At 70.8% G+C, this 21,505-nt stretch carries 24 protein-coding genes; 19 read left to right on the top strand and 5 right to left on the bottom strand.

The window, feature by feature from the left end; all coding sequences use genetic code 11:
- The first annotated feature begins 58 nt into the window (after window positions 1-58).
- The 4 genes from CBF90_RS06895 to CBF90_RS06880 are packed head-to-tail and all read left to right on the top strand — an operon-like array spanning window position 59 to window position 1,795.
- Complete coding sequence (locus CBF90_RS06895) at window positions 59-484, top strand: hypothetical protein (protein WP_088380217.1); 426 nt, start codon at window positions 59-61, stop codon at window positions 482-484.
- Entirely contained in the window at window positions 481-834 is a 354-nt protein-coding gene (locus tag CBF90_RS06890) for a transcriptional regulator (RefSeq protein ID WP_023955251.1), read from the top strand. Before CBF90_RS06895 ends, CBF90_RS06890 begins: the two co-directional genes overlap by 4 nt.
- Window positions 831-1,430 carry an N-acetyltransferase gene (locus CBF90_RS06885; protein WP_088380216.1) on the top strand — a complete coding sequence of 200 codons (600 nt, stop codon included), beginning with the start codon at window positions 831-833 and terminating at the stop codon, window positions 1,428-1,430. Before CBF90_RS06890 ends, CBF90_RS06885 begins: the two co-directional genes overlap by 4 nt.
- On the top strand, window positions 1,427-1,795 hold the full coding sequence (locus tag CBF90_RS06880) for a nuclear transport factor 2 family protein (RefSeq protein ID WP_064955624.1): 369 nt from the start codon (window positions 1,427-1,429) through the stop codon (window positions 1,793-1,795). The genes CBF90_RS06885 and CBF90_RS06880 overlap by 4 nt, the downstream gene beginning before the upstream one ends.
- A gap of 9 nt (window positions 1,796-1,804) precedes the next feature.
- Here CBF90_RS06880 and CBF90_RS06875 read toward each other — a convergent pair whose 3' ends face one another.
- Window positions 1,805-2,611 carry an SGNH/GDSL hydrolase family protein gene (locus CBF90_RS06875; RefSeq protein ID WP_240482592.1) on the bottom strand — a complete coding sequence of 269 codons (807 nt, stop codon included), beginning with the start codon at window positions 2,609-2,611 and terminating at the stop codon, window positions 1,805-1,807.
- 39 nt (window positions 2,612-2,650) lie between these two features.
- Between CBF90_RS06875 and CBF90_RS06870 the strand changes: the two genes are divergently transcribed.
- A complete protein-coding gene (locus CBF90_RS06870; RefSeq protein WP_023955243.1) occupies window positions 2,651-3,103 on the top strand; it encodes a GNAT family N-acetyltransferase in 453 nt (150 codons plus the stop codon).
- Between the two features lie 5 nt (window positions 3,104-3,108).
- Here CBF90_RS06870 and CBF90_RS06865 read toward each other — a convergent pair whose 3' ends face one another.
- Window positions 3,109-3,516, bottom strand: a complete 408-nt coding sequence (locus CBF90_RS06865) for a RidA family protein (protein ID WP_023955241.1) — start codon at window positions 3,514-3,516, stop codon at window positions 3,109-3,111.
- A 104-nt stretch (window positions 3,517-3,620) separates the two neighbouring features.
- Here CBF90_RS06865 and CBF90_RS06860 point away from each other — a divergent pair, with 104 nt between their 5' ends.
- The 3 genes from CBF90_RS06860 to CBF90_RS06850 are packed head-to-tail and all read left to right on the top strand — an operon-like array spanning window position 3,621 to window position 6,996.
- Entirely contained in the window at window positions 3,621-4,448 is an 828-nt protein-coding gene (locus CBF90_RS06860) for a transglutaminase family protein (RefSeq protein ID WP_064955621.1), read from the top strand.
- A gap of 59 nt (window positions 4,449-4,507) precedes the next feature.
- Window positions 4,508-6,175 (top strand): arginine--tRNA ligase, encoded by a 1,668-nt coding sequence (locus CBF90_RS06855; protein ID WP_088380215.1) that lies wholly within the window; start codon window positions 4,508-4,510, stop codon window positions 6,173-6,175.
- Window positions 6,176-6,180: 5 nt separating this feature from the next.
- Entirely contained in the window at window positions 6,181-6,996 is an 816-nt protein-coding gene (locus tag CBF90_RS06850; RefSeq protein ID WP_023955235.1) for a DUF2993 domain-containing protein, read from the top strand.
- Between the two features lie 19 nt (window positions 6,997-7,015).
- On the opposite strand, the gene CBF90_RS06845 is transcribed toward CBF90_RS06850, so the two are convergent.
- Window positions 7,016-7,528: a hypothetical protein gene (locus CBF90_RS06845; RefSeq protein WP_023955233.1), complete on the bottom strand. Its 513-nt coding sequence runs from the start codon at window positions 7,526-7,528 to the stop codon at window positions 7,016-7,018.
- A 38-nt stretch (window positions 7,529-7,566) separates the two neighbouring features.
- Between CBF90_RS06845 and CBF90_RS06840 the strand changes: the two genes are divergently transcribed.
- The 7 genes from CBF90_RS06840 (at window position 7,567) to prfA (ending at window position 16,416) form a co-directional block, all read left to right on the top strand.
- Entirely contained in the window at window positions 7,567-8,160 is a 594-nt protein-coding gene (locus CBF90_RS06840; RefSeq protein WP_071919283.1) for a YdeI family protein, read from the top strand.
- A 129-nt stretch (window positions 8,161-8,289) separates the two neighbouring features.
- Complete coding sequence (gene lysA / locus CBF90_RS06835; protein WP_088380214.1) at window positions 8,290-9,699, top strand: diaminopimelate decarboxylase; 1,410 nt, start codon at window positions 8,290-8,292, stop codon at window positions 9,697-9,699.
- Window positions 9,696-11,015, top strand: a complete 1,320-nt coding sequence (locus CBF90_RS06830; RefSeq protein WP_023955227.1) for a homoserine dehydrogenase — start codon at window positions 9,696-9,698, stop codon at window positions 11,013-11,015. The genes lysA and CBF90_RS06830 overlap by 4 nt, the downstream gene beginning before the upstream one ends.
- 1 nt (window position 11,016) lies before the next feature.
- Window positions 11,017-12,102, top strand: a complete 1,086-nt coding sequence (gene thrC / locus CBF90_RS06825) for a threonine synthase (RefSeq protein WP_088380213.1) — start codon at window positions 11,017-11,019, stop codon at window positions 12,100-12,102.
- Window positions 12,099-13,028, top strand: coding sequence for a homoserine kinase (gene thrB / locus CBF90_RS06820; RefSeq protein WP_036305916.1), 930 nt, complete (start codon window positions 12,099-12,101; stop codon window positions 13,026-13,028). The genes thrC and thrB overlap by 4 nt, the downstream gene beginning before the upstream one ends.
- Before the next feature lie 152 nt (window positions 13,029-13,180).
- A complete protein-coding gene (gene rho / locus CBF90_RS06815; protein ID WP_172407798.1) occupies window positions 13,181-15,337 on the top strand; it encodes a transcription termination factor Rho in 2,157 nt (718 codons plus the stop codon).
- A gap of 2 nt (window positions 15,338-15,339) precedes the next feature.
- On the top strand, window positions 15,340-16,416 hold the full coding sequence (prfA, locus tag CBF90_RS06810; protein WP_088380211.1) for a peptide chain release factor 1: 1,077 nt from the start codon (window positions 15,340-15,342) through the stop codon (window positions 16,414-16,416).
- A gap of 105 nt (window positions 16,417-16,521) precedes the next feature.
- On the opposite strand, the gene epsC is transcribed toward prfA, so the two are convergent.
- Together epsC and cysK are read right to left on the bottom strand one after the other, a co-directional pair.
- On the bottom strand, window positions 16,522-17,094 hold the full coding sequence (epsC, locus tag CBF90_RS06805; RefSeq protein ID WP_023955217.1) for a serine O-acetyltransferase EpsC: 573 nt from the start codon (window positions 17,092-17,094) through the stop codon (window positions 16,522-16,524).
- Window positions 17,094-18,047 (bottom strand): cysteine synthase A, encoded by a 954-nt coding sequence (cysK, locus tag CBF90_RS06800; RefSeq protein ID WP_023955215.1) that lies wholly within the window; start codon window positions 18,045-18,047, stop codon window positions 17,094-17,096. Before cysK ends, epsC begins: the two co-directional genes overlap by 1 nt.
- Window positions 18,048-18,173: 126 nt before the next feature.
- Here cysK and prmC point away from each other — a divergent pair, with 126 nt between their 5' ends.
- From prmC to CBF90_RS06780, 4 genes are read left to right on the top strand one after another with little or no spacing between them, the layout of a single operon-like run.
- On the top strand, window positions 18,174-19,055 hold the full coding sequence (gene prmC / locus CBF90_RS06795) for a peptide chain release factor N(5)-glutamine methyltransferase (RefSeq protein ID WP_088380210.1): 882 nt from the start codon (window positions 18,174-18,176) through the stop codon (window positions 19,053-19,055).
- 34 nt (window positions 19,056-19,089) lie between these two features.
- Window positions 19,090-19,848, top strand: coding sequence for an L-threonylcarbamoyladenylate synthase (locus tag CBF90_RS06790; RefSeq protein WP_088380209.1), 759 nt, complete (start codon window positions 19,090-19,092; stop codon window positions 19,846-19,848).
- Window positions 19,845-21,002, top strand: a complete 1,158-nt coding sequence (locus CBF90_RS06785; RefSeq protein WP_088380208.1) for an MraY family glycosyltransferase — start codon at window positions 19,845-19,847, stop codon at window positions 21,000-21,002. The genes CBF90_RS06790 and CBF90_RS06785 overlap by 4 nt, the downstream gene beginning before the upstream one ends.
- A complete protein-coding gene (locus CBF90_RS06780) occupies window positions 20,999-21,484 on the top strand; it encodes a hypothetical protein (RefSeq protein WP_088380207.1) in 486 nt (161 codons plus the stop codon). The genes CBF90_RS06785 and CBF90_RS06780 overlap by 4 nt, the downstream gene beginning before the upstream one ends.
- Window positions 21,485-21,505: the final 21 nt, after the last annotated feature.

Here is a 21,505-nt window from a genome sequence, read left to right as displayed (position 1 = left end):
ACCGAAACGACCGTGGGGGAGGTGGCGACGCTCACTTTACAAGTGTTAAAGTCGTTGCATGACGCAAAACAACTTCGCTTACGATGACGCAGCCCGCATGGTCGCCGTCGGCACGAAGGCTGAGAGGGATGCGCGTCGCGCCACGCGATGGTTCCGGGTCTTCGTCGTGGCGCAAGCCGCGTACGCGCTCGCGTTCACCCTGTCGATCGACGTCGCCGGCGTCGGCTATTGGAAGGCGTTCGCGCCCTTCCTCCTCGCCACGCTCTGCATCTGGATCATCGCGTTCCGCTACCAGCGGTCGGTGCCCCGTAACGGACTGCGGAATATGGGCATCGCGATCGCGACGTGGTTCGCGCTGTACACCCTGATGCTCGACCCCGCGCTCCAACTGCTGCAGCTCTCTTCGCCGTGGTGGTGGGTTCTCGCGGGAGTCGTGTCGGTCTCTCCGATCCTCGCCTGCCTCTTCCCGAGCTCACGCCGATGAGTCATCCGCGCAAGGACATCGACGCCCTCATCCACTCGCCTGTGCGGTTCTCGCTGCTGGCTGCCCTCCGCAATCTCGAGGACGTCGACTTCCGCTTCCTCGCCGACCTGCTCGAGGTGAGCGACTCGACCCTCTCGCAGACGCTCACCGTGCTGGCCGACGCGGGGCTCGTCGAGGTGCGGAAAGAAGCCGTCGGCCGGCGGACGCGGACGTGGGTCGGCATCACGGATGCCGGTCGCGAGGCGTTCGCCCGTCACCTGGCGACGCTGCAGGCGATCGTCGAATCCGGGTCGGCGACGCCGGTAGCACCGGCATCCGATCACAAGCAACCCCAGGACGCACCCGTATGACACCTCGCGCTCGCCTCGTCACCGAGAACGAACTGGAAGCTGCTGCCGATGCGCTCGCGGCAGCGTTCGAGAACTACGCGTGGACACGCCACGTGATCCCCGAGGACGACTACGCGTGGCGGCTCCGTGAGCTGCAGCTCGTCTACCTTCGGCATGCGCACGTCCACGGCTTCGTCGGGATCACGGGCCCCGCTGACGGAGTGATCGCCGTGCTCCCGTCGGATGCGCCGGACCCGGCACCGGGCGTCGTCGACCGCATCGTGCAGTTGCACGGCGACCGGCTCGGGCGGCTCGGTGACGCCACTTCCGAGCCGGGCGAGCCGGACTCGTGGCGCATCGAGACGGTCGGCGTCATGCCCGCCCGTCAGGGGCGCGGTCTCGCATCCGACCTCATCCGGTTCGCGCTCGCGGAGGGCGCACGGCGGGGCGCCAGCCGATTCGCGCTCGACACGTCGGACGAGCGCAACGTCCGGCTCTACGAACGACACGGCTTCTCGGTGGTGTCGCGGACCGAGCTGCCGGAGACGCCACCGGTGTGGAGCATGAGCACCCGCGTCGGCCGTGCCGCCGCGATGAACGAAAGGACCCGGGCATGACCGCATCCGACACTCTCGCGCGCTACATCGCCGCGACCAACACCCACGACTTCGACGAGGTCGAACAGGTGCTCGACCCGAGCGCGGTGTACTACTTCGGCGATGCCACCTGCGTCGGTCTCGCGGCGGTCCGTACCTACTTCGAGCGGACCTGGGCGCTCATTCCCGATGAGGTCTACGGGGCGGAGGACGTCGAGTGGGTCGTGGATGCCGCCGACGCGGCGGTGGCCGTCTACACGTACCGGTGGAGCGGACACATCGACGGACAAGCCCGAAGCGGTCGCGGTCGGGCGACCAACGTCTTCCACCGCACCGGCTCGGGCTGGCGCCTCGTGCACGAGCACCTCAGTGCGGGGCCTTCGTAGGCCAGCGGCTCAGGGGACGAGCGGCTCGGGGGCGGGCTCGGCGGCGACCACCGGTGCTTCGGTGATCGCCGCGACGTCGGCCGCGAGGCGATCGGCGAGATAAGCGTGCCCCGCCGTCGAGGGGTGGTCGCGGCCCGTGGCGCTCGTGTCGATGACGTCGCCGTAGTTGGCCTCGGTGATCCAGTCCTCGGCGATGGGGGACAGGTACCACCAGCCCCGGGCGCCGGCGAGCTCGGCGAGGTCCCGGTCGATGCGGGCCGTCTCGCTCTCCACGGGAAGCACCTGCGGCGCCGGACCGAGTACGACGATGCGCGCTTCGGGGTAGGTCGCCGCGAGGTCGTCCCACGCCGCGTTCACAGCGTCGCGGTACCCGGCCGCACCTTGCCTGCGGTCGTTGATCGACCCCTGAACGATCACGAGGTCGGGATCGAGCGCGGGGTCGAGCGCGGCGATTCGGTCACCGAACGAGGGCCCGTCGATGCCCGGCTTGAGGTAGCCGCTGCCGCGAACGCCGTCGACGATCGTCGTCCACCCCGTTCGCTGAGCGACGACATACGCGTACCCGAGCGTCGGATCGGATGCCGCGGAGCCGTACGTCCACGAGTCGCCGAAGATCAGAACGCGCGCACCCGTGGGAAGCGCGAGCGGCGCCGCCTCGACCCTGACGACCGTGCCGGGGGCGGCTGCCACCGGCGCCGCCGTGGGCGCCGCCCAGGGGCGCAGGAACGCCGTCAGCGCCAGCGCGACCACCGCGGCCGAGATCGCCGAGACGGCCCACACGCTTCTGCGGCGGGGACGGGCGTTTCGGGTTCGCACACGCTGAGGGTACGTCATCCGATCGGGTAGGAAGGACGGGTGACTCCCGATCGCCCGCTTCCCCCCGGCTACACGCTGCACACCACGCCTCCGAGCGTGGCCGATTACGTCGCTCTGCGCACCGAGAGCGGGCTGTCGCCCAAGACGCCGGCGCAGGCTGCGGCTGCGATCGCGGGCACATGGGCGTTCCGACGCGTCGCGGACGCCGACGGCCGGAGCGTCGCGATGGGGCGCATCGTCGGCGACGGCGGGTGGTACTTCCTCGTGGCAGACATGGCCACCCTTCCGGCGCACCAGGGCAACGGCTTCGGGTCGCTCATCCTCGACGAGCTGCTCGCCGAGATCCGTGATCGTGCGGACGAGGGCGCGTACATCACGCTCACCGCCGATCCGCCGGGGCGCCGTCTGTACGAGTCGCGCGGGTTCACCGACGTCGCCCCGGCGCGTACGGGGATGAGCATGGTTCTGCGGACCGTGCGGCCCGAGGCCTGACTCCCTCAGTCGCGGACGGCGGCGACCGCCTCGATCTCGACCAGCTGGTCGTCGTAGCCGAGTACCGTCACACCCATCAGGGTGCTGGGCACGTCGTGGTCGCCGAACGCGTCGCGCACGACCTCCCAGGCGGTGACGAGGTCGGCCTGCGAGCTCGAGGCGACGAGAACGCGGGTGCTGATGACGTTCTCGATCCCTGCGCCGGCAGCGGCGAGCGCCCCTCTCATGTTCTCGATGCAGGATGCCGCCTGCGCGGCGTAGTCTCCGACGCCGACCGTCGACCCGTCGGCGGCGAGCGGGCAGGAACCGGCGAGGAAGATGAGGCGCGCGTCCGCGGGGGCGGTGGCGGCGTACGCGTATTCAGCGGCATCCGAGAGAGACGATGCGCGGATGAGGGTGACGGTCTTCGACATGAGGGCTCCTCGTTTCGTGGCCGACCACCAGCCTGCCATCGTGGGCGATCCGATCACCGCCGGGAGCGGCCCGACGGCGCTTCGCCGCGTGCGAGGATTACCCGGTGCAGCGCATCCTGACGGCCGAACTCGACCTCCAGATGACCGGTCCCGTCGACGTCATCCTGCAGATCGCCGCGTCGCGCGCGGCGTCTCTCCGCGACGAAGAACTGAGCATCACGCTCGCCGGCCGCTCGCTCTCCGTCTCCGAGATCGTCGACCCGCCCGCCTCTCCCACCGGCACCCGCATCCACCGCGTCGCTGGCGAGGCGGGGACGATCGCCATCCGCTACCGGGCGGTCGTCGACGGCACCGCCGCCCCGTCGCCGACGAGCGAACTCGACACCATCGCCTATCTGCGGCCGAGTCGCTATGCGCAGTCCGACGAGGTGTTCGCGCACGCGCGCCGACAGTTCCGTGGCCTGCAGGGGCCCGCACTGGTCTCGGCGATCGGCGACTTCGTGGCCACGAACACGACCTACGCGCCCGGCCTCAGCCTCGGCACCGACTCCGCGGTCACGACCCTCGCGACCGGACAGGGGGTGTGCCGCGACTACGCCCACCTCGTCATCGCGCTGCTGCGGGCGATGGACGTTCCCGCGCGCTACGCCGCCTGCTATGCGCCGGGGCTGCGTCCGATGGATTTTCACGCGGTCGCCGAGGCGTATGTCGACGGGGCCTGGCACGTCATCGACGCGACCCGGCTGTCGAACCGCCGCGGTCTCGTCCGAATCGCGACCGGCCGGGATGCCGCCGACTGCGCGTTCCTCAGCTACTACGGCGGCAACGTCGCGCTCACGCATCTTCGCGTCGATGCCGAGGTCGCCGGGGGAGACGCGACCGTCGACGATCCCGCCCGAGACGATCACGAGGCGTTCATCACCCTCGCGTGATGCCGTCGTCGAGACGTTCAGCATCGGGCCTGCGGCCGCCCGCCTAGAATCGGAGGGCTATGAATCCCGATGCTCTCGCCGAAGCCCTCCTGTCCGTCGTCGCCCCTCTCGCCGAGGCGCGACGCCCCGGCTCGAGCGATGGCCTCACCGCCGCCGACTTCGTCTTCGAGCGTCCCAAGAACCGCGACCACGGTGACTGGGCGTCGAACGCGGCGATGAAGCTCGCCAAGCGCGTCGGCACAAACCCGCGTGAGTTCGCCGCCGAGATCGCGGCGGCGCTCGCCGAGACGCCGGGCGTGGCATCCGTCGAGGTCGCCGGCCCCGGGTTCATCAACATCCGGCTGGATGCCGCCGCCGCCGGCGCGCTCGCACGAGAGATCGTCGAGGCCGGGGCCGCCTTCGGCCGCAACGACAGCCAGGCCGGCAACTCGATCAACCTCGAGTTCGTCAGCGCGAATCCGACGGGGCCCATGCACATCGGGCACACGCGGTGGGCGGCGCTCGGTGACGCGATCGCCCGGCTGCTGCTGGCCAGCGGGGCCGAGCTCGTTCGCGAGTTCTACATCAACGACGCTGGCGCGCAGATGCAGCGGTTCGGGCGTTCGGTGCTCGCGAGCGCCAAGGGAGAGCCCACGCCCGAAGACGGCTACCCGGGCGCGTACATCGACGACCTCGCGCGGCGGGTCCTGTCGGCGCGCCCCGATCTGCTGACCCTCGCGCCCGAGGAGCAGGAGCAGGTCGCACTCGACCTCGGCTACGAGCTTCAGATGGCCGACCTGAAGGACTCGCTCGAGAAGTTCAACGTGCACTTCGACGTCTTCTTCAGCGAGCGGCTCCTGCACGCGACCCCCGCCGACGGCGGACCGAGCCTCGTCGACCAGGCCGTCGACCGCCTGCGAGCGCAGGGACACGTCTTCGATCAGGATGACGCCGTCTGGGTGCGGACGACCGACTTCGGTGACGACAAAGACCGCGTCATCCGCCGTTCCAACGGCGAGTACACCTACTTCGCCGCCGACGCCGCTTACTACCTCAACAAGGGCGATCGCGGTTTCGCACACAAGATCTACCTGCTGGGCGCCGATCACCACGGGTACGTCCACCGTCTGAAAGCGCTCGCGGGCGCGGCCGGTGACGACCCCGAGAAGGACATCGAGGTGCTGATCGGCCAGCTCGTCTCGGTCAACGGTGCCCGCCTGTCCAAGCGCGCCGGGAACATCATCGAGCTCGACGACCTGCGCGACTGGCTCGGCACCGATGCACTGCGCTACTCGCTCGCCCGTTACCCCGCCGACTCGCCGCTGACGCTCGATCCGGAGATCCTGCAGAAGCGCACGAACGACAACCCCGTGTTCTACGTGCAGTACGCGCACGCCCGCACGCACAACGTCGCGCGCAACGCCGCCGACTCCGGCGTCACCCGCGACGCCTTCGCTCCGGAGATGCTCGACCACGAGACCGAGTCGGCTCTCCTCGGCGCGCTCCAGGAGTTCCCGCGCATCGTGGCCTTCGCCGCCGAACTGCGCGAGCCGCACCGCGTCGCCCGGTACCTCGAGGAGCTCGCGAGCCTCTACCACCGCTGGTACGACACCTGCCGTGTCACGCCGCTCGGCGACGAGGAGGTCACCGACCTCCACCGCACCCGGCTCTGGCTCAACGACGCCACCGGACAGGTGCTGCGCAACGGGCTCGACCTCTTGGGCGTCAGCGCCCCCGAACGGATGTGACCGACGTGAGCGGTGCCACGCAGCCCACCGTTCCGCTGCCCGAGGCGATCCCCGTGTCGCCGAAGCGACGGCGGCGGGCACTGCCGTGGATCATCGCTCTCGTCGTGGTCGTCGGCCTCGCGATCGCCGCGTGGTTCGTCGCCGAGAGCATCACGCGCAGCATCCTCACGAACACCGTGCGCGAGCAGATCATCACCCGCCTCGCGCTGCCCGAAGACCAGCAGATCGACGTCGGCTTCGACGAGCCGGTGCTGCCGCAGGTCATCGGGGGCCGGCTCGACCGTCTCGACGTTTCCAGTGACGGCATCCCGCTCGGCGACGTCCTGGCCGACGTGTCGGTGCGCGCGACCGATGTCCCCATCCGAGCCGACGGGGGCGACATCGGGTCGGCCGAGGCGACGGTGGTGTTCGCGGAGGACCAGCTGGAGACCCTGCTCTCGCAGGTCTCCGGGGTCTCGGGAGCAGGGGTCGAGCTCGACCCGCCGAACGTGACGGTGCAGGTCGAGATGCCGCTGTTCGCGCTCTCCGTCCCGCTCGGACTCGACCTGACTCCGAGCGCCGTGGACGGTGACATCGTTCTCACGCCCGCCGCCGTGCGGCTCGGCGGTGCGGAACTGACCGGCGACGACCTCCGTCAGCGGTTCGGCTCGGCCACCGACGGGGTATTGCGCGACTACCCGATCTGCATCCGCGATCGCCTTCCCGCCGGGTTGACGCTGCGCGAGGTGCGCGTCGAGCGCGGCGCACTGGTCGCCGAGGTCGACGTCGACGGAGCGATCATCCGCGATCCGGCGCTTCAGGCCGACGGAACCTGCGCCTGAGCCAGCCGCCTCGCCGCGCTCAGTGGCCGTGGGCGAGGAGCAGCGCGATGGCGACCACGGCGACCAGCCCGAGCAGCAGCGCGGATGCGATCAGACGCTGCAGCGCTGTCAGACCCGTGCGCGCGCTGGCGAGCAGCACGACCCCGACGAGCACCGCCGCGTCGGCGATGATCCCGATGATCAGCGCCGTATCGAGGTCGATGACGTCGAGCAGGGCGAGGAGCAGCGCGAGCAGGGGGAGCGACGCGGTTCCGAGGGCGACCACGGCCGTCCGCGCCATGACCGCCAGCTCTCGTCCGCTCGGAAACTGCCGATGCCCGATCTGATGGGCGATGACTTCAGCGACGAAGCCGGCGGCGGCGATGGCGAAGATGCCGACCGCGAGGGCGAAGATCGACTCGGTGACCGTGACGTGCTCGGCGGTGAAGAGGCCCGCGAGGATCGCCAATCCGGTCACGGTGGCGTAGATGCGTTCCTTCAGCGCGCCGATGCGCTCGTCGAGTCTTGCTGCATCATCGGTGTGATTGCCCATGGTCGCCTCCTGCGCCAGGCTACAAGGATGGAGTGCTCATGACAGCGGATGCCGGCGGTCCGCCTCTTCTCGTCGTCGCGGATGCGGCCGCGTGGCGAGCCTGGCTCGATGTCCACGAGTCCGACTCCGACGGCGTGCGGCTGGTGCTCGCGAAGAAGAACGTGACGGAGCCGACGTCGCTGACGTACGCCGAGGCGCTCGACGAGGCGCTCTGCAGCGGCTGGATCGACGGCCGGCGGAACTCCCGAGACGAGTCCACCTTCCTGCAGCTGTTCACACCGCGCCGCGCCCGTTCGATCTGGTCGCTGCGCAACGTGGGGATCATCGAGCGGCTGGTCGCGGAGGGTCGCATGCGCCCGAGAGGGCAGATCGAGGTCGACCGTGCGCGCGCCGACGGACGGTGGGAGCGCGCCTACGCCGGGCAGGCCGGGGCTGCGATGCCGGTCGACCTCGAGGCGGCGCTCGCGGCGTCGCCCGCGGCATCCCGCCGGTTCGCCGCGCTCCGCGCCGCCGAGCGGTACTCCATCCTGCATCCTGTCCTGAGCGCGCCGTCGGATGCTGCGCGGGCCGCACGGATCCGCCGGGCCGTCGCCCGGCTCGCGGAAGAGGACACGCCCTCGTCGCTCTCGTGAGCGGGCTCACGGCCGTGTCTGTCGCGGGCGGTCACACCGGCGGAGCCCGCACGGCGGGTGTCCTAGACTGGCGGCACCGTCGCGGCCTCGTCTGCCGGACGGTCAGCGTCTCTCCCGATTGGTGTTCCCGTGTCCGCGTCCGACGTCCGCCCTGCCGTGCCGGAATGGCTGCTTCCTCCCGCCGACGTCAACGCACTGGTCGAAGCCGTCTGGCCGCCTCGCGCCGGCCGCGACGACAGCGGCGCGCTGTCGATCGGCGGTATCGCGGCGACCGACTTGGCCGCGCAGTTCGGCACGCCGCTCTATGTGCTCGACCAGGATGCCGTCGTGGCGCAGGCGCGTCGCGTCCGTCAGGCATTCGACGCCGCCGCCGCACGTCACGGCACGACCGCGCGCGTCTACTACGCCGGCAAGGCGTTCCTGAGCACCGAGATCGTGCGCTGGGTGACGGCGGAGGGACTCGCGGTCGACGTCGCCACCGGCGGCGAGCTCGCCGTCGCGCTGGCGGCCGGAGCGGATCCGGCGCGCATCGGGCTGCACGGCAACAACAAGTCACGCCTCGAGCTCGCGCGCGCCGTCGAACTCGGAGTCGGGTCCGTCATCGTCGACAGCCTCGTCGAGATCGACCGGCTCGCCGAGATCGCCGCCGCACGCGGGGCGGTCCAGCCGGTGCTCGTCCGCGTCAACAGCGGCGTGCACGCCGAGACCCACGACTTCCTCGCGACGGCGCACGAAGACCAGAAGTTCGGCTTCGCGCTCACGGATGCCGAGGCCGTGGTCGCTCGCATCCGCGAGCTGCCCTCACTGCGTTTCGTGGGGCTGCACTGCCATATCGGATCGCAGATCTTCGGTACGGCGGGCTTCGCCGAGTCGGCGTCGCGGCTCGTGGCCGTCCACGCCCGCCTTCTGGGCGGCGGCGACGTGCCGGTGCTGAACCTCGGCGGCGGCTTCGGCATCGCCTACACCAGCGTCGACGACCCGACCCCGATCGAAGACCTGGCCGACGGGATCGTCGCGGCCGTCGCCCGCGAGTGCGAGGCCCACGGCATCCCGCTGCCGATGCTCGCCTTCGAGCCCGGCCGCGCCATCGTCGGCCGCGCCGGGGTGACCCTGTACGAGGTCGGCACCACCAAGCCGGTCCGCGTCAGCGACGAGCTCGAGCGCCTGTATGTCAGCGTCGACGGCGGCATGAGCGACAACGCACGGCCCGCCCTTTATGGAGCGGCATATTCGGCACGAGTCGCGAACCGTCGCAGTGACGCGCCCGCTGCGCTCTCGCGTGTCGTGGGGCGGCACTGCGAGTCGGGAGACATCGTCGTCGATGCCGAATACCTGCCCGCCGACGTCACCCCGGGTGATCTGCTGGCCGTCCCGGCGACGGGCGCCTACTGCTACTCGCTCGCCAGCAACTACAACTACGTCCCCCGCCCGCCCGTCGTCGCCGTCTCGGACGGCGTCGCCCGGGTGATCGTCCGCGGCGAGACGATCGATGACCTGCTCGCCCGTGACGCGGGCATCCCCACAGAAGGAGCCGAATGACGGACTATCGCCGCCTGCGCGTGGCCCTGCTCGGAGCCGGCGCCGTCGGCTCGCAGGTCGCCGCCCTGTTGCTCAAGCACGGAGACGAACTGGCCGATCGGGCCGGAGCCGCCCTCGACCTCGTGGGCATCTCGGTGCGCGACATCGATGCGCCGCGTGACGTCGAGCTGCCCCGCGAGCTGCTGACGACCGACCCCGAGCCGCTCCTCGTCGGCTCCGACATCGTCATCGAGCTCATGGGCGGCATCGAGCCCGCGCGCACGAGCATCCTCCAGGCGATCGGTGCCGGAGCCGACATCGTGACGGCGAACAAGGCGCTGCTCGCGACCCACGGACCCGAGCTGTTCGAAGCGGCCGACCAGGTGGGCGCGTCGATCTACTACGAGGCTGCGGCCGCCGGCGCCATCCCGATCATCCGCCCGCTGCGCGACTCGCTCGCCGGCGACCGGGTGCAGCGCATCATGGGCATCGTCAACGGAACGACGAACTACATCCTCGACCGCATGGACCGCGAGGGGTCGGACTTCGCCGACGTCCTGGCCGACGCGCAGGCGCTCGGGTACGCCGAGGCCGACCCGACGGCCGACGTCGAGGGGTACGACGCCGCCCAGAAGGCCGCGATCCTCGCGTCGCTCGCCTTCCACACCGCCGTGCCGCTGAACGCCGTGCACCGCGAGGGCATCACCCAGATCGACGCCGACATGATGGATGCCGCACGCAAGGCCGGCTACGTCATCAAGCTCCTCGCCGTGTGCGAGCGGCTCGCCGACGCCGAGGTGTCGCCGTCGGGCGAGACGATCTCGGTGCGTGTGTACCCCGCGCTCGTCCCGCGCGAGCACCCGCTCGCGAGCGTCCACGGAGCCAACAACGCCGTCTTCGTCCAGGCGGAGGCCGCGGGCGATCTGATGTTCTACGGCGCGGGCGCGGGCGGGGTGCAGACCGCGTCGGCCGTGCTGGGCGACGTCGTCTCGGCCGCCCGCCGCCACATCGCCGGCGGCGTGGGCGTGGGGGAGTCCACCCGGGCGAACCTGCCGGTCGTCCCGATCGGACACGTCACGACGCGCTACCAGATCACACTCGAGGTCGACGACCGCTCCGGCGTCCTCGCCGCGGTGGCGGGCCTCCTCAGCGACGGCAACGTCTCGGTGGCGACGCTCGAGCAGACGATCGTCGCCGACGGCGATGTCCAGACCGCCCGCCTGGTCATCGGCACCCACACCGCCCGCGAGCAGGACCTCAGCGATGCCGTCGCCTCGCTCGGCGAGAGCGGCGTCGTCAAGCGCGTCGTGTCGGTGCTGCGGGTGGAGGGGGACTGACATGGCGCATGTCTGGCAGGGAGTGCTGCGCGAGTTCGCCGACCGCCTCGACGTCACCGACACCTCGACCGTCGTCACCCTGGGGGAGGGCGGCACGCCGCTCGTCCCTGCTCGCGAGCTCTCGCACCGTACGGGCGCCGACGTCTGGGTGAAGTTCGAAGGTATGAACCCGACGGGTTCGTTCAAGGACCGCGGCATGACGGTCGCGCTCTCGCGCGCCGTCGAGCACGGCGCGAAGGCGGTCATCTGCGCCTCGACGGGCAACACGTCGGCGTCTGCGGCGGCCTACGCCGCGCACGCCGGCATCACGGCTGCCGTCCTCGTCCCCGAGGGCAAGATCGCGATGGGCAAGCTGAGCCAGGCCGTCGCGCACGGGGGGCGTCTCATCCAGATCCGCGGCAACTTCGACGACTGTCTCGAGATCGCCCGCGAACTGGCCGACCATTACCCCGTGCACCTGGTCAACTCCGTCAACCCCGACCGCATCGACGGACAGAAGACCGCGGCGTACGAGATCGTGTCGCAGCTGGGTGACGCGCCGGACTTCCACTTCGTGCCCGTCGGCAACGCCGGCAACTACACGGCTCACGCTCGCGGCTATCGCGAGGAGGCCGCCCGCGGGGCAGCGACGCGCGTGCCGCGGATGTTCGGCTTCCAGGCCGCCGGATCGGCGCCGCTCGTCCGCGGCGAGGTCGTGAAAGACCCCGACACCATCGCGACGGCGATCCGCATCGGCAACCCCGCGTCGTGGCACCTCGCCCTCGAGGCGCGCGATGCGACCCAGGGCTGGTTCGGAGCCATCGACGACGAGCGCATCCTCGCGGCGCAGAAGCTCCTCGCGAGCACGGCCGGCGTGTTCGTCGAACCCGCGTCGGCGATCACCGTCGCAGGACTCCTCGACCGTGCCGAAGCGGGCGTCATCCCCGCCGGCTCGACGGTCGTGCTGACCGTCACCGGTCACGGCCTGAAGGACCCGCAGTGGGCTCTCCGCAACGCGGACGGCCGTCAGGCCGAGCCGGTCGTCGTCGACGCGACCACCTCCGAGGTGGCATCCGTGCTCGATCTCGCGCCGGAGGCGACGGCATGACCCGGTCGGTCCAGGTGCGCGTTCCCGCGACCAGCGCCAACCTCGGCCCCGGCTTCGACACTCTGGGGCTCGCGCTCAGCGTCTACGACGAACTCATCGTCACGGAACTGCCGGGCCCGGGCCTGGAGATCACCGTCGCGGGCGAGGGCGCCGCCGACGTCCCGACCGATGCCTCGCACCTCGTCGTGCGGGCGATGGCCTACGCCTACGAGGCGTTCGGGCGGACGATGCCCGGCGTGCGTCTCGAGGCGGTCAACGCGATCCCGCACGGGCGGGGGATGGGCTCGTCGGGTGCTGCGGTCGTGTCCGGCCTCCTCGCGGCGAAGGGCCTCCTCGCGGGTGACGTCGAGATCGGCGCCGATGCGCTGCTGCGCCTGGCCACCGAGCTCGAGGGGCACCCCGACAACGTCGCGCCGGCCCTGTTCGGCGGCCTCACGATCGCGTGGGTCGACGAGCACGGCCCGCAGCACAAGAAGCTCCTCGTCCACCGCGGCGTCGCGCCGCTGGTGTTCGTGCCGGACTTCACGATGTCGACATCCGTCGCCCGAGGATTCGATCCCCTCCAGGTCACCCGTGAAGACGCGATCTTCAACCTCTCGCGCTCCGCGCTGCTCGTCGCGGCCCTCACGCAGAGCCCCGATCTGCTGCTGGCCGCCACCGAGGACAAGCTCCACCAGTCCTACCGGGCGCAGGCGATGGTCGAGACCGACAAGCTCGTGCGCGCCCTGCGCGCCGAGGGGTTCGCGGCGGTCGTGTCGGGTGCCGGCCCCAGCGTCCTCGTGCTCGCCGATGGTCCGGGCCAGCGCCTCGCCGCCGCCGAGGTCGCCGCGCATACCACAGACACCCCGTGGGACGCGCGGATGCTGGCGGTCGATGTGCGCGGTGGTATGGTGAGGGACCATACGGAGGGTTCCACACCTTTGTGATCTGAGCCTCCGTCGCAATTCTGCGAATCACCGCGAACACCCCTGATCCATACCCCGTGCCGTCGGCCGGACGCGTGTGGCAGGTGGATGGCGCCCGCCGTGGACGGCGCTGGACGCGGTTCTGACATATCCACCGTTTAAGAGGAGCACTCGTGGAGTCCAACTCCGAGAACCTGACGATCGACGAGACCGTCGACGCCCCGACCGAGGAAGCGGCCGAGCAGCAGGATGCCGTCGTGGAGACGCCCACTGAGGCGGCTGCCCCCGCTGAGGAGACGCGCGCCGAAGCCGCGGCATCTGACGCCTCGGACGTTGCTGCTGCCGAGGCGGACGCCCCGGCGGAGGCCGTGGAGACCGCCGAGGCCGCGGCGCCCGCCGAGGCCGCAGCGCCCGCGGAGCCCGCAGCGCTCGCGGAGAAGCCGGCGAAGGCGCCGCGCAAGCGCGCGCCCCGCCGCGCCAAGAGCACCGATGTCCCGGCCACCGACGAGGCGCCCGCCGCGGAGACCGCTGCGTCCGACGCGCCCGCGGAGACCTCCGCGTCCGACGCGGAGGCGCCCGCCGCGGACGTCGTCTCGGCAGAGGCCGCGTCGACCGCCGACGAGACGGCTCCGGCCGCCGATGCCGCCGAGGCGACCGCCGACGCAGAGACCACCCCGGCGGAGACCACCGAGGCGCCGAAGAAGCCGGCGCGTGGCCGTGGCCGCGGCCGCAACGCGAAGAAGGACGCCGAGACCGAGGCCGCTCCGGGCACCGACGCCCCGGCCGAATCCGCCGACGCTCCGGCTGCCGAGGGCGCTTCCGAGACGCCCGCCGAGCAGGCGCCGGACGCCGAGGCATCCTCCGACGACTCGTCGAAGACCGAGTCCGGAGAGGGCGACGGCGAGTCGTCCGGCCGTTCGCGGAGCCGGTCGCGCAGCCGCAACCGCAACCGCAACAAGGACAACGCCCAGGGCAACCAGGGTCAGGCCGGCCAGAATCAGGGCGGCAACCAGAACCAGGGCGCGGGTCAGAACCAGGGCGGCAACAACGGCCCGGACGACGACGACGCGCCCGGCCAGAGCGGCCGTGGCCGCCAGCGCAACAAGCGGCGTGGCCAGGGCGGGGGCGGCGACGAGTTCGAGACCGAGATCAGCGAGGACGACGTCCTCATCCCGATCGCCGGTGTGCTCGACGTCCTCGACAACTACGCCTTCGTCCGCACGACCGGCTACCTCCCCGGCCCGCAGGACGTCTATGTCTCGCTCGGCCAGGTCAAGAAGTACAACCTGCGCAAGGGCGACGCCGTCGTCGGCGCGATCAAGCAGCCCCGCGAGGGCGAGCAGTCGAGCCGGCAGAAGTACAACGCGCTCGTCAAGGTCGACTCGATCAACGGCCTGTCCGTCGAGGACGCCGCCGGCCGCGTCGAGTTCGGCAAGCTGACGCCCCTGTACCCGCAGGAGCGCCTGCGCCTCGAGACCGGCCCCGAGAAGCTGACCCAGCGGATCATCGACCTCGTGGCCCCGATCGGCAAGGGACAGCGCGGTCTCATCGTCGCGCCGCCCAAGGCCGGCAAGACGATCGTGCTGCAGCAGATCGCCGGCGCGATCGCGCAGAACAACCCCGAGGTCCACCTCATGGTCGTGCTCGTCGACGAGCGTCCCGAAGAGGTCACCGACATGCAGCGCACGGTCAAGGGCGAGGTCATCGCCTCGACATTCGACCGTCCCGCCGAGGACCACACCACGGTCGCCGAGCTCGCGATCGAGCGCGCCAAGCGTCTCGTCGAGCTCGGCCGCGACGTCGTCGTGCTGCTCGACTCGATCACGCGCCTCGGCCGCGCCTACAACCTGTCGGCTCCGACGTCGGGACGCGTCCTGACCGGTGGCGTCGACGCGTCGGCGCTGTACCCGCCCAAGCGCTTCTTCGGCGCGGCGCGCAACATCGAGAACGGTGGTTCGCTCACGATCCTCGCGACGGCGCTGGTGGAGACCGGGTCGAAGATGGACGAGGTCATCTTCGAGGAGTTCAAGGGCACGGGCAACAGCGAGCTGCGTCTGTCGCGTCAGCTGGCCGACAAGCGCATCTTCCCCGCCGTCGACGTCAATGCCTCGTCGACGCGTCGCGAAGAGATGCTGCTCTCGTCCGACGAGGTCAAGATCACCTGGAAGCTGCGCCGTGCCCTCGCCGGGCTCGACCAGCAGCACGCGCTCGGCGTCATCCTCGACAAGCTCAAGGAGACGCAGTCCAACGTCGAGTTCCTCGTTCAGATGCAGAAGTCGATCCCGGCGCCGACCACGCACTCGGGCGGGCACGACAACAGCATCCGCTGATCGTGTTCGAGTCGGTCCGAGGGCTGCTCGACGAGCACCGCGCGGTTCAGGAGGAGCTCTCCGATCCCGCGGTGCACGCCGACGCCGCGCGCGCCAAGCGCGTGAACCGGCGCTACGCCGAGCTGTCGCGGATCGTCGCGGCCCACGACGCGTGGGTCGCGGCAGCCGACGACCTCGCGGCGGCTCGCGAGCTCGCCCGTGAGGACGACGCGTTCGCGGCGGAGGTGCCGGCCCTCGAGGAGGGGCTGCGCGAGGCGCAGGAGCGCCTGCGTCGCCTGCTCATCCCGCGCGATCCCGACGACGCCCGCGACGTCATCATGGAGATCAAGCAGGGCGAGGGGGGAGCGGAATCCGCTCTGTTCGCCGCCGACCTGCTGCGGATGTACATGCAGTACGCCGCCTCGCGCGGCTGGAAGACCGAGCTGCTCGAGCGCAACGAGTCCGACCTCGGCGGGTACAAGGACGTTCAGGTCGCCATCAAGGGATCCTCCTCCGACCCGTCGCAGGGAGTGTGGGCGCACCTGAAGTACGAGGGCGGGGTGCACCGCGTGCAGCGGGTGCCCGCCACCGAGTCGCAGGGGCGCATCCACACCTCCACGACGGGCGTGCTCGTGTTCCCCGAGGTCGATGAGCCCGAAGAGATCACGATCGACCCGAACGACCTGAAGATCGACGTCTTCCGCTCCTCGGGCCCCGGCGGGCAGTCGGTCAACACGACCGACTCCGCCGTGCGGATCACGCACGTGCCCACGGGCATCGTCGTCTCGATGCAGAACGAGAAGAGTCAGCTGCAGAACCGCGAGGCCGGCATGCGCGTGCTGCGCGCCCGGCTGCTGGCGAAGCAGCAGGAGGAGCGGGATGCCGCGGCATCCGACGCCCGCCGCTCGCAGATCCGCGGGATGGACCGGTCCGAGCGCATCCGCACCTACAACTTCCCCGAGAACCGCATCGCGGATCACCGGACGGGCTACAAGGCCTACAACCTCGATCAGGTGATGGACGGCGCCCTCGGACCCGTCATCGACAGCTGCATCGCCGCCGACGAAGAGGCCCGCCTGGCGGCTCTCGCCGACGACTGACCCTCGCGCTTCCTCGCGCTGGCGCGTCGACTCGCCAGGATCGGCGGGTCCGGTGGCCCCCGCATCCGCCGTTTCTGGCAAGTCGACGGGAGCCGGCGATCAGACTCAGATGTGGTACTCGGGTGCGGTCAGCACCGCGCGGGTGTCCTCGCCCTCGCGGCGGACACGAGGACGGGCGGGCACGCCGACGAGCACCGAATCGGCGGGGGCGTCCTTCGTGACGACCGCGTTGGCCCCGACGACGCTTCGGGCGCCGATCGTGATCGGACCGAGGATCTTCGCGCCGGCGCCGACGGCGACACCGTCCTCGAGTGTGGGATGCCGCTTGCCGGCGTGACGGGTGCGACCGCCCAGAGTCACCCCGTGGTACAGCATGACGTCGTCACCGACGACGGCGGTCTCGCCGATCACGACGCCCATGCCGTGGTCGATGAAGAAACGCCTGCCGATCCGCGCTCCGGGATGGATCTCGATCCCTGTGAGCCAGCGGGTCAGCTGCGACCCGGCGCGCGCGAGGAATCGCGCGCGCCGGAGCCACAGCCGGTGCATGATGCGGTACGACCAGACCGCGTGCAGCCCCGGGTACAGCAACGCGATCTCGAGGCCGCTGCGCGCCGCGGGGTCGCGGAGCTTCGCGGCGGCCAGGTCTTCGCGGATGCGTGCTCGGAGCGATCCCATCAGTCTTCGCGCAGGTCCTCGAACAGCGGGGTCGAGAGGTAGCGCTCACCGAACGAGGGGATGATCACGACGATGTTCTTGCCCTCGGCCTCGGGACGCGCTGCGACCTGGAGCGCGGCCCAGACGGCCGCACCCGACGAGATGCCGACGAGGATGCCTTCCTTCTGCGCGACCTCGCGCGCGACGCGGATCGCGTCGTCGAAGGTGACATCCTGCACCTCGTCGATGACGCCCTGGTCGAGGATCGGCGGAATGAAGTTCGGCCCGATGCCCTGGATCTTGTGGGGGCCGGGCTTCCCCTCGGTCAGCAGAGGGGAGTCCTTCGGCTCGACCGCGACCACCTTCACATCGGCGAGGCGCTCCTTGAGCACCTGGCCGACGCCGGTGATCGTGCCGCCCGTGCCGATGCCGGCGACGAAGTAGCCGACCTGGCCGTCGGTGTCGCGGAGGATCTCCTCGGCCGTCGTGCGGCGGTGGATGTCGGGGTTGGCCTCGTTGGCGAACTGCTTCGCGAGGACTGCTCCCGGCGTCTCGGCGGCGATCTTCTCCGCCTCCGAGACGGCGCCCTTCATGCCCAGCGAAGGGTCGGTGAGCACGAGCTCGGCGCCGTACGCCTTGAGCAGCAGACGGCGCTCCATCGACATCGACGAGGGCATCGTGAGGATGACGCGATAGCCGCGCGCTGCGCCCACCATGGCCAGAGCGATGCCGGTGTTGCCGCTCGTGCCCTCGACGATCGTGCCGCCGGGCTGGAGAGCGCCGGCCTTCTCGGCGGCGTCGACGATGGCGATGCCGAGGCGATCCTTGACCGACGACGCCGGGTTGTAGAACTCGAGCTTGGCGAGCACCGTGCCCGGCAGGCCCTCGCTGACGCGGTTCAACCGCACGAGAGGCGTGTTGCCGTACGCGGTGGTGATGTCGGGGTGGATGCCGTGGGTGACCGGGTCGGACATGTCTGCCTTTCGGGTTTTCGAGCGGATGCCGCGTCGCGGCGGGATCGTCGCCCCAGCCTATTGTCGCCCCTCGCCGTGGGAGCCGAATGTGACGAATCCGCACTCGTGATTAGGCTTGTCGGCGCCATGAGCACCGCGCCCCCTCCCGCATCGACCCTGACCGAGGTCCTGCGTGCCGCGACCGCCGAACTCGAGGCCGCCTTCGTCCCGACCCCGCAGGTCGACGCCGAGCTCCTCGCCGCGCACGTCCTCGGCATCGGACGGGGCGAGCTGTCGGCCGCGGTCTTCCGCGGTGACTCGATCGGCGAGGAAGAGGCCGCGCGACTGGCCGACCTCGTGGCCCGCCGTGCGGCGCGCGAGCCCCTGCAGCATCTGACCGGGGTCGCCCCGTTCCGCCACCTCGAGCTCCGCGTCGGTCCCGGCGTCTTCGTGCCGCGTCCCGAGACGGAATCGGTCGCGCAGATCGCGATCGACCTGCTGCGTGCTGCCGCGGGCCCCGAGCCCGTCGCCGTCGACCTCGGCACCGGGTCGGGTGCGATCGCCCTGGCGCTGGCGACGGAGGTGCCGCACGCCCGGGTCTTCGCCGCCGAGAATTCCGTCGACGCGTTCATCTGGACGAAGGAGAACTTCGCCCTCGTCGGGGCTTCGAACGCCCGCCTCGCCTTCATCGACCTCGAGCGCGCTTTCGCGGAGCTCGACGGCACCGTCTCGGTGCTCGTGTCGAACCCGCCCTACGTGCCCGACGACGCGATCCCGCGCGACCCCGAAGTGCGGCTGTGGGACCCGCCGGCGGCGCTCTACGGCGGCGCCGACGGCCTGGATGTCGTGCGGACCCTGTCGCGAGTCGGGCTGCGCCTGGTGCATCCCGGGGGCAGCATCGTCATCGAGCACGGCGAGCTGCAGGGGGCCGCGATCCGCAGCATCCTGGCCTCCGACGGGTGGTCGGCAGCGGCCACCCATCCCGACCTCACGATGCGCGACCGCACCACGACCGCCGTCCGCTCCTGAGAGCGGCCGGGGTCCGCCGTACACTGGAGCGGTCATGTCTCCCGTTTTCGACTGCCGCGACGAGACCCAGGTCCTCCCCGGCATGCGCCAGGCGCGCCAGGCCATCGGCCGCGGCGATCTCATCGTCCTGCCCACCGACACCGTCTACGGTGTCGCCGCCGACGCGTTCAGTGCCTCGGCCGTCGCCAAGCTGCTCGCCGCGAAGGGACGGGGACGGCAGTCGCCGCCCCCCGTGCTCGTCGCCGGCATCGCCACGATGCGCGCGCTCGTGGCAGAGGTGCCCGAACCGGTCGAACGGCTCGTCGAAGCGTTCTGGCCCGGCGGCCTGACGATCGTCCTGCCGGCCCGGCCATCGCTGTCGTGGGATCTGGGCGAGACCCGAGGGACCGTGGCCGTGCGGATGCCCGCCGACCGCTTCGCTCTCGAGCTTCTCGAGGAGTGCGGGCCGCTGGCGGTCTCGAGCGCGAACCGCACGAAGATGAACGCCGCCGTCACGATCGACGACGCGGTGCGGATGCTGGGCGACAGCGTCTCGGTCTATCTCGACGGCGGCCCGGCCGCGACCGGCATCGCCTCGACGATCATCGACGCGACGACGCTGGTCGGCTCCGACCCCGCTCCCGTGCGCGTGCTGCGCGAGGGAGCTGTCAGCCGTGAGGCGCTGCGCGACGTGCTCGGAGACCTGCTCGAGCCCGACCCGGAGCCCGAGCACGCCGAGGCGGCGAACCGCACGCCGATGGAGCCCGGCTCCGGGAGCGGTACCGGCGAGACCGCCGGCGGCAGCGTCGCGTGAGGCTCTACCTGGCCACCTTCGTGGTCACGGCCCTCGTCACCTTCGGGCTGACGTGGCTCGTCCTCAAGGTGAGCCTGCGGTACAAGCTCTACCCCGAGATCCGCGACCGCGACGTCCATAAGACGCCGACGCCGCGGCTCGGCGGCGTCGGGATGTTCCTCGGCGCCACGGCGGTCATCCTGACCTCCTCGCAGATCCCGTTCTTCGCGATCTTCTGGGCCAAACCCGAACCGATCTGGGCCATCCTCGCCGCGACCGCCCTCATCGTCGTGGTCGGGGTCGCCGACGACCTGTGGGACCTCGACTGGCTCATCAAGCTCGGTGCGCAGTTCGCCGCGGCGGCCATCGTCGTCGGTTTCGGGGGAGTGCAGATGTACACGATCCCCCTCGGCGGTCAGACGGTCGTGTCGAGCGCCGCGAGCTTCACCATCACGGTGTTCTCGATCGTCGTCGTGATGAACGCCGTCAACTTCATCGACGGTCTCGACGGCCTCGTGGCGGGCGTCGCGCTGATCGCGAACGGCGTCTTCTTCACCTACACCTACCTGCTCGGGCGCGACTTCGGCGCGAGCAGCTACGCGAACCTGGCATCCTTCCTCGCCGTCGTGCTCCTCGGCGTGTGCGCCGGGTTCCTGCCGCTGAACTGGAACCCCGCGAAGCTCTTCATGGGCGACTCCGGAGCGCTCATGATCGGACTGCTCATGAGCTGCTCGGCCATTCTCGTCACGGGCACCCTCGTCCCGGCCACGGGCGACAACGACGTGTTCGGCCGATCGCAGCTGCTGGGTGCGTTCATCCCCATCCTGCTGCCGGTCGTCGTGGTCCTCCTGCCGCTGCTCGACTTCGGGATGGCGGTCATCCGCCGCATGTCGCGGGGCAAGTCGCCGTTCTCGCCCGACCGCAAGCACCTGCATCACCGCATGCTCGACATGGGTCACAGCGACCGCGACGCCGTGCTGATCTTCTACGCCTGGACGACGGTCGTCAGCCTCTCGGTGCTGCTGATGTACATCGGAACCACCGCCGCCTGGCCGGGGGACTACCTCTTCGGCCTCGGCTCCCTCGTCCTCGGCGTCGCCGCGTGCCTCGTCGTGACCTTCATCCCCGCGCGCCCTCAGCGCCCGGCCGTCCCCGTGAAAGAGCCCTCCTCGTGACTGCGAACACCCCCGATCCCGCCGCTCGCCGCCGCATCTCCAGCACGCCCATCCTGCGCGCAGCGCTCACCTGGGGATTGATCGTCGGCGTCGTCGTCGCGGCGGCGCTCGCGCTCGTCGGCGGACTCGTCGCGGGCACGGAGGGCGCGTGGAGCGGTGTGCTGGGCGCGCTGGTCGGCATCGTCTTCCCGGCGTTCACCGCGCTCAGCATCCTGATCGGCAACCACTGGTACGGGCACCCGCAGTGGCTCCAGATCTTCTTCGCCGTCGTGCTCGGCGGGTGGCTGCTGAAGTTCGTCCTCGTGATCGTCGCGCTGCTGCTGCTGTTCCAGGTGGAGTGGCTCGAGCGGGGGATCTTCGCCCTCGCCGTGATCGTGGCGGCGATCGCGTCGCTCGTCGTCGATCTGGTCGTGCTCAGCCGGATGCGGCTCTCGGGGGCCTCGGATGTCGCGCTTCCGACGCGCGACACGATCCAGGATTAGGTCGAGCCGTAACCTTTGGTA

Source organism: Microbacterium sp. AISO3 (assembly GCF_002204305.1).
Lineage (GTDB): Bacteria > Actinomycetota > Actinomycetes > Actinomycetales > Microbacteriaceae > Microbacterium > Microbacterium arborescens.
Note: the sequence above shows the minus strand (reverse complement) of the source record. Positions and strands in the feature narration are given on the sequence as shown.

Bases quoted from the DNA above. Each gene is read 5' to 3' on its own strand.
- CBF90_RS06895 (WP_088380217.1), top strand. From the start codon at position 59: ATGACGCAAAACAACTTCGCTTACGATGACGCAGCCCGCATGGTCGCC.
- CBF90_RS06890 (WP_023955251.1), top strand. From the start codon at position 481: ATGAGTCATCCGCGCAAGGACATCGACGCCCTCATCCACTCGCCTGTG.
- CBF90_RS06885 (WP_088380216.1), top strand. From the start codon at position 831: ATGACACCTCGCGCTCGCCTCGTCACCGAGAACGAACTGGAAGCTGCT.
- CBF90_RS06880 (WP_064955624.1), top strand. From the start codon at position 1,427: ATGACCGCATCCGACACTCTCGCGCGCTACATCGCCGCGACCAACACC.
- CBF90_RS06865 (WP_023955241.1), bottom strand. From the start codon at position 3,516: ATGTCGAAGACCGTCACCCTCATCCGCGCATCGTCTCTCTCGGATGCC.
- CBF90_RS06855 (WP_088380215.1), top strand. From the start codon at position 4,508: ATGAATCCCGATGCTCTCGCCGAAGCCCTCCTGTCCGTCGTCGCCCCT.
- CBF90_RS06845 (WP_023955233.1), bottom strand. From the start codon at position 7,528: ATGGGCAATCACACCGATGATGCAGCAAGACTCGACGAGCGCATCGGC.
- CBF90_RS06840 (WP_071919283.1), top strand. From the start codon at position 7,567: ATGACAGCGGATGCCGGCGGTCCGCCTCTTCTCGTCGTCGCGGATGCG.
- CBF90_RS06830 (WP_023955227.1), top strand. From the start codon at position 9,696: ATGACGGACTATCGCCGCCTGCGCGTGGCCCTGCTCGGAGCCGGCGCC.
- thrC (WP_088380213.1), top strand. From the start codon at position 11,017: ATGGCGCATGTCTGGCAGGGAGTGCTGCGCGAGTTCGCCGACCGCCTC.
- thrB (WP_036305916.1), top strand. From the start codon at position 12,099: ATGACCCGGTCGGTCCAGGTGCGCGTTCCCGCGACCAGCGCCAACCTC.
- epsC (WP_023955217.1), bottom strand. From the start codon at position 17,094: ATGGGATCGCTCCGAGCACGCATCCGCGAAGACCTGGCCGCCGCGAAG.
- cysK (WP_023955215.1), bottom strand. From the start codon at position 18,047: ATGTCCGACCCGGTCACCCACGGCATCCACCCCGACATCACCACCGCG.
- prmC (WP_088380210.1), top strand. From the start codon at position 18,174: ATGAGCACCGCGCCCCCTCCCGCATCGACCCTGACCGAGGTCCTGCGT.
- CBF90_RS06790 (WP_088380209.1), top strand. From the start codon at position 19,090: ATGTCTCCCGTTTTCGACTGCCGCGACGAGACCCAGGTCCTCCCCGGC.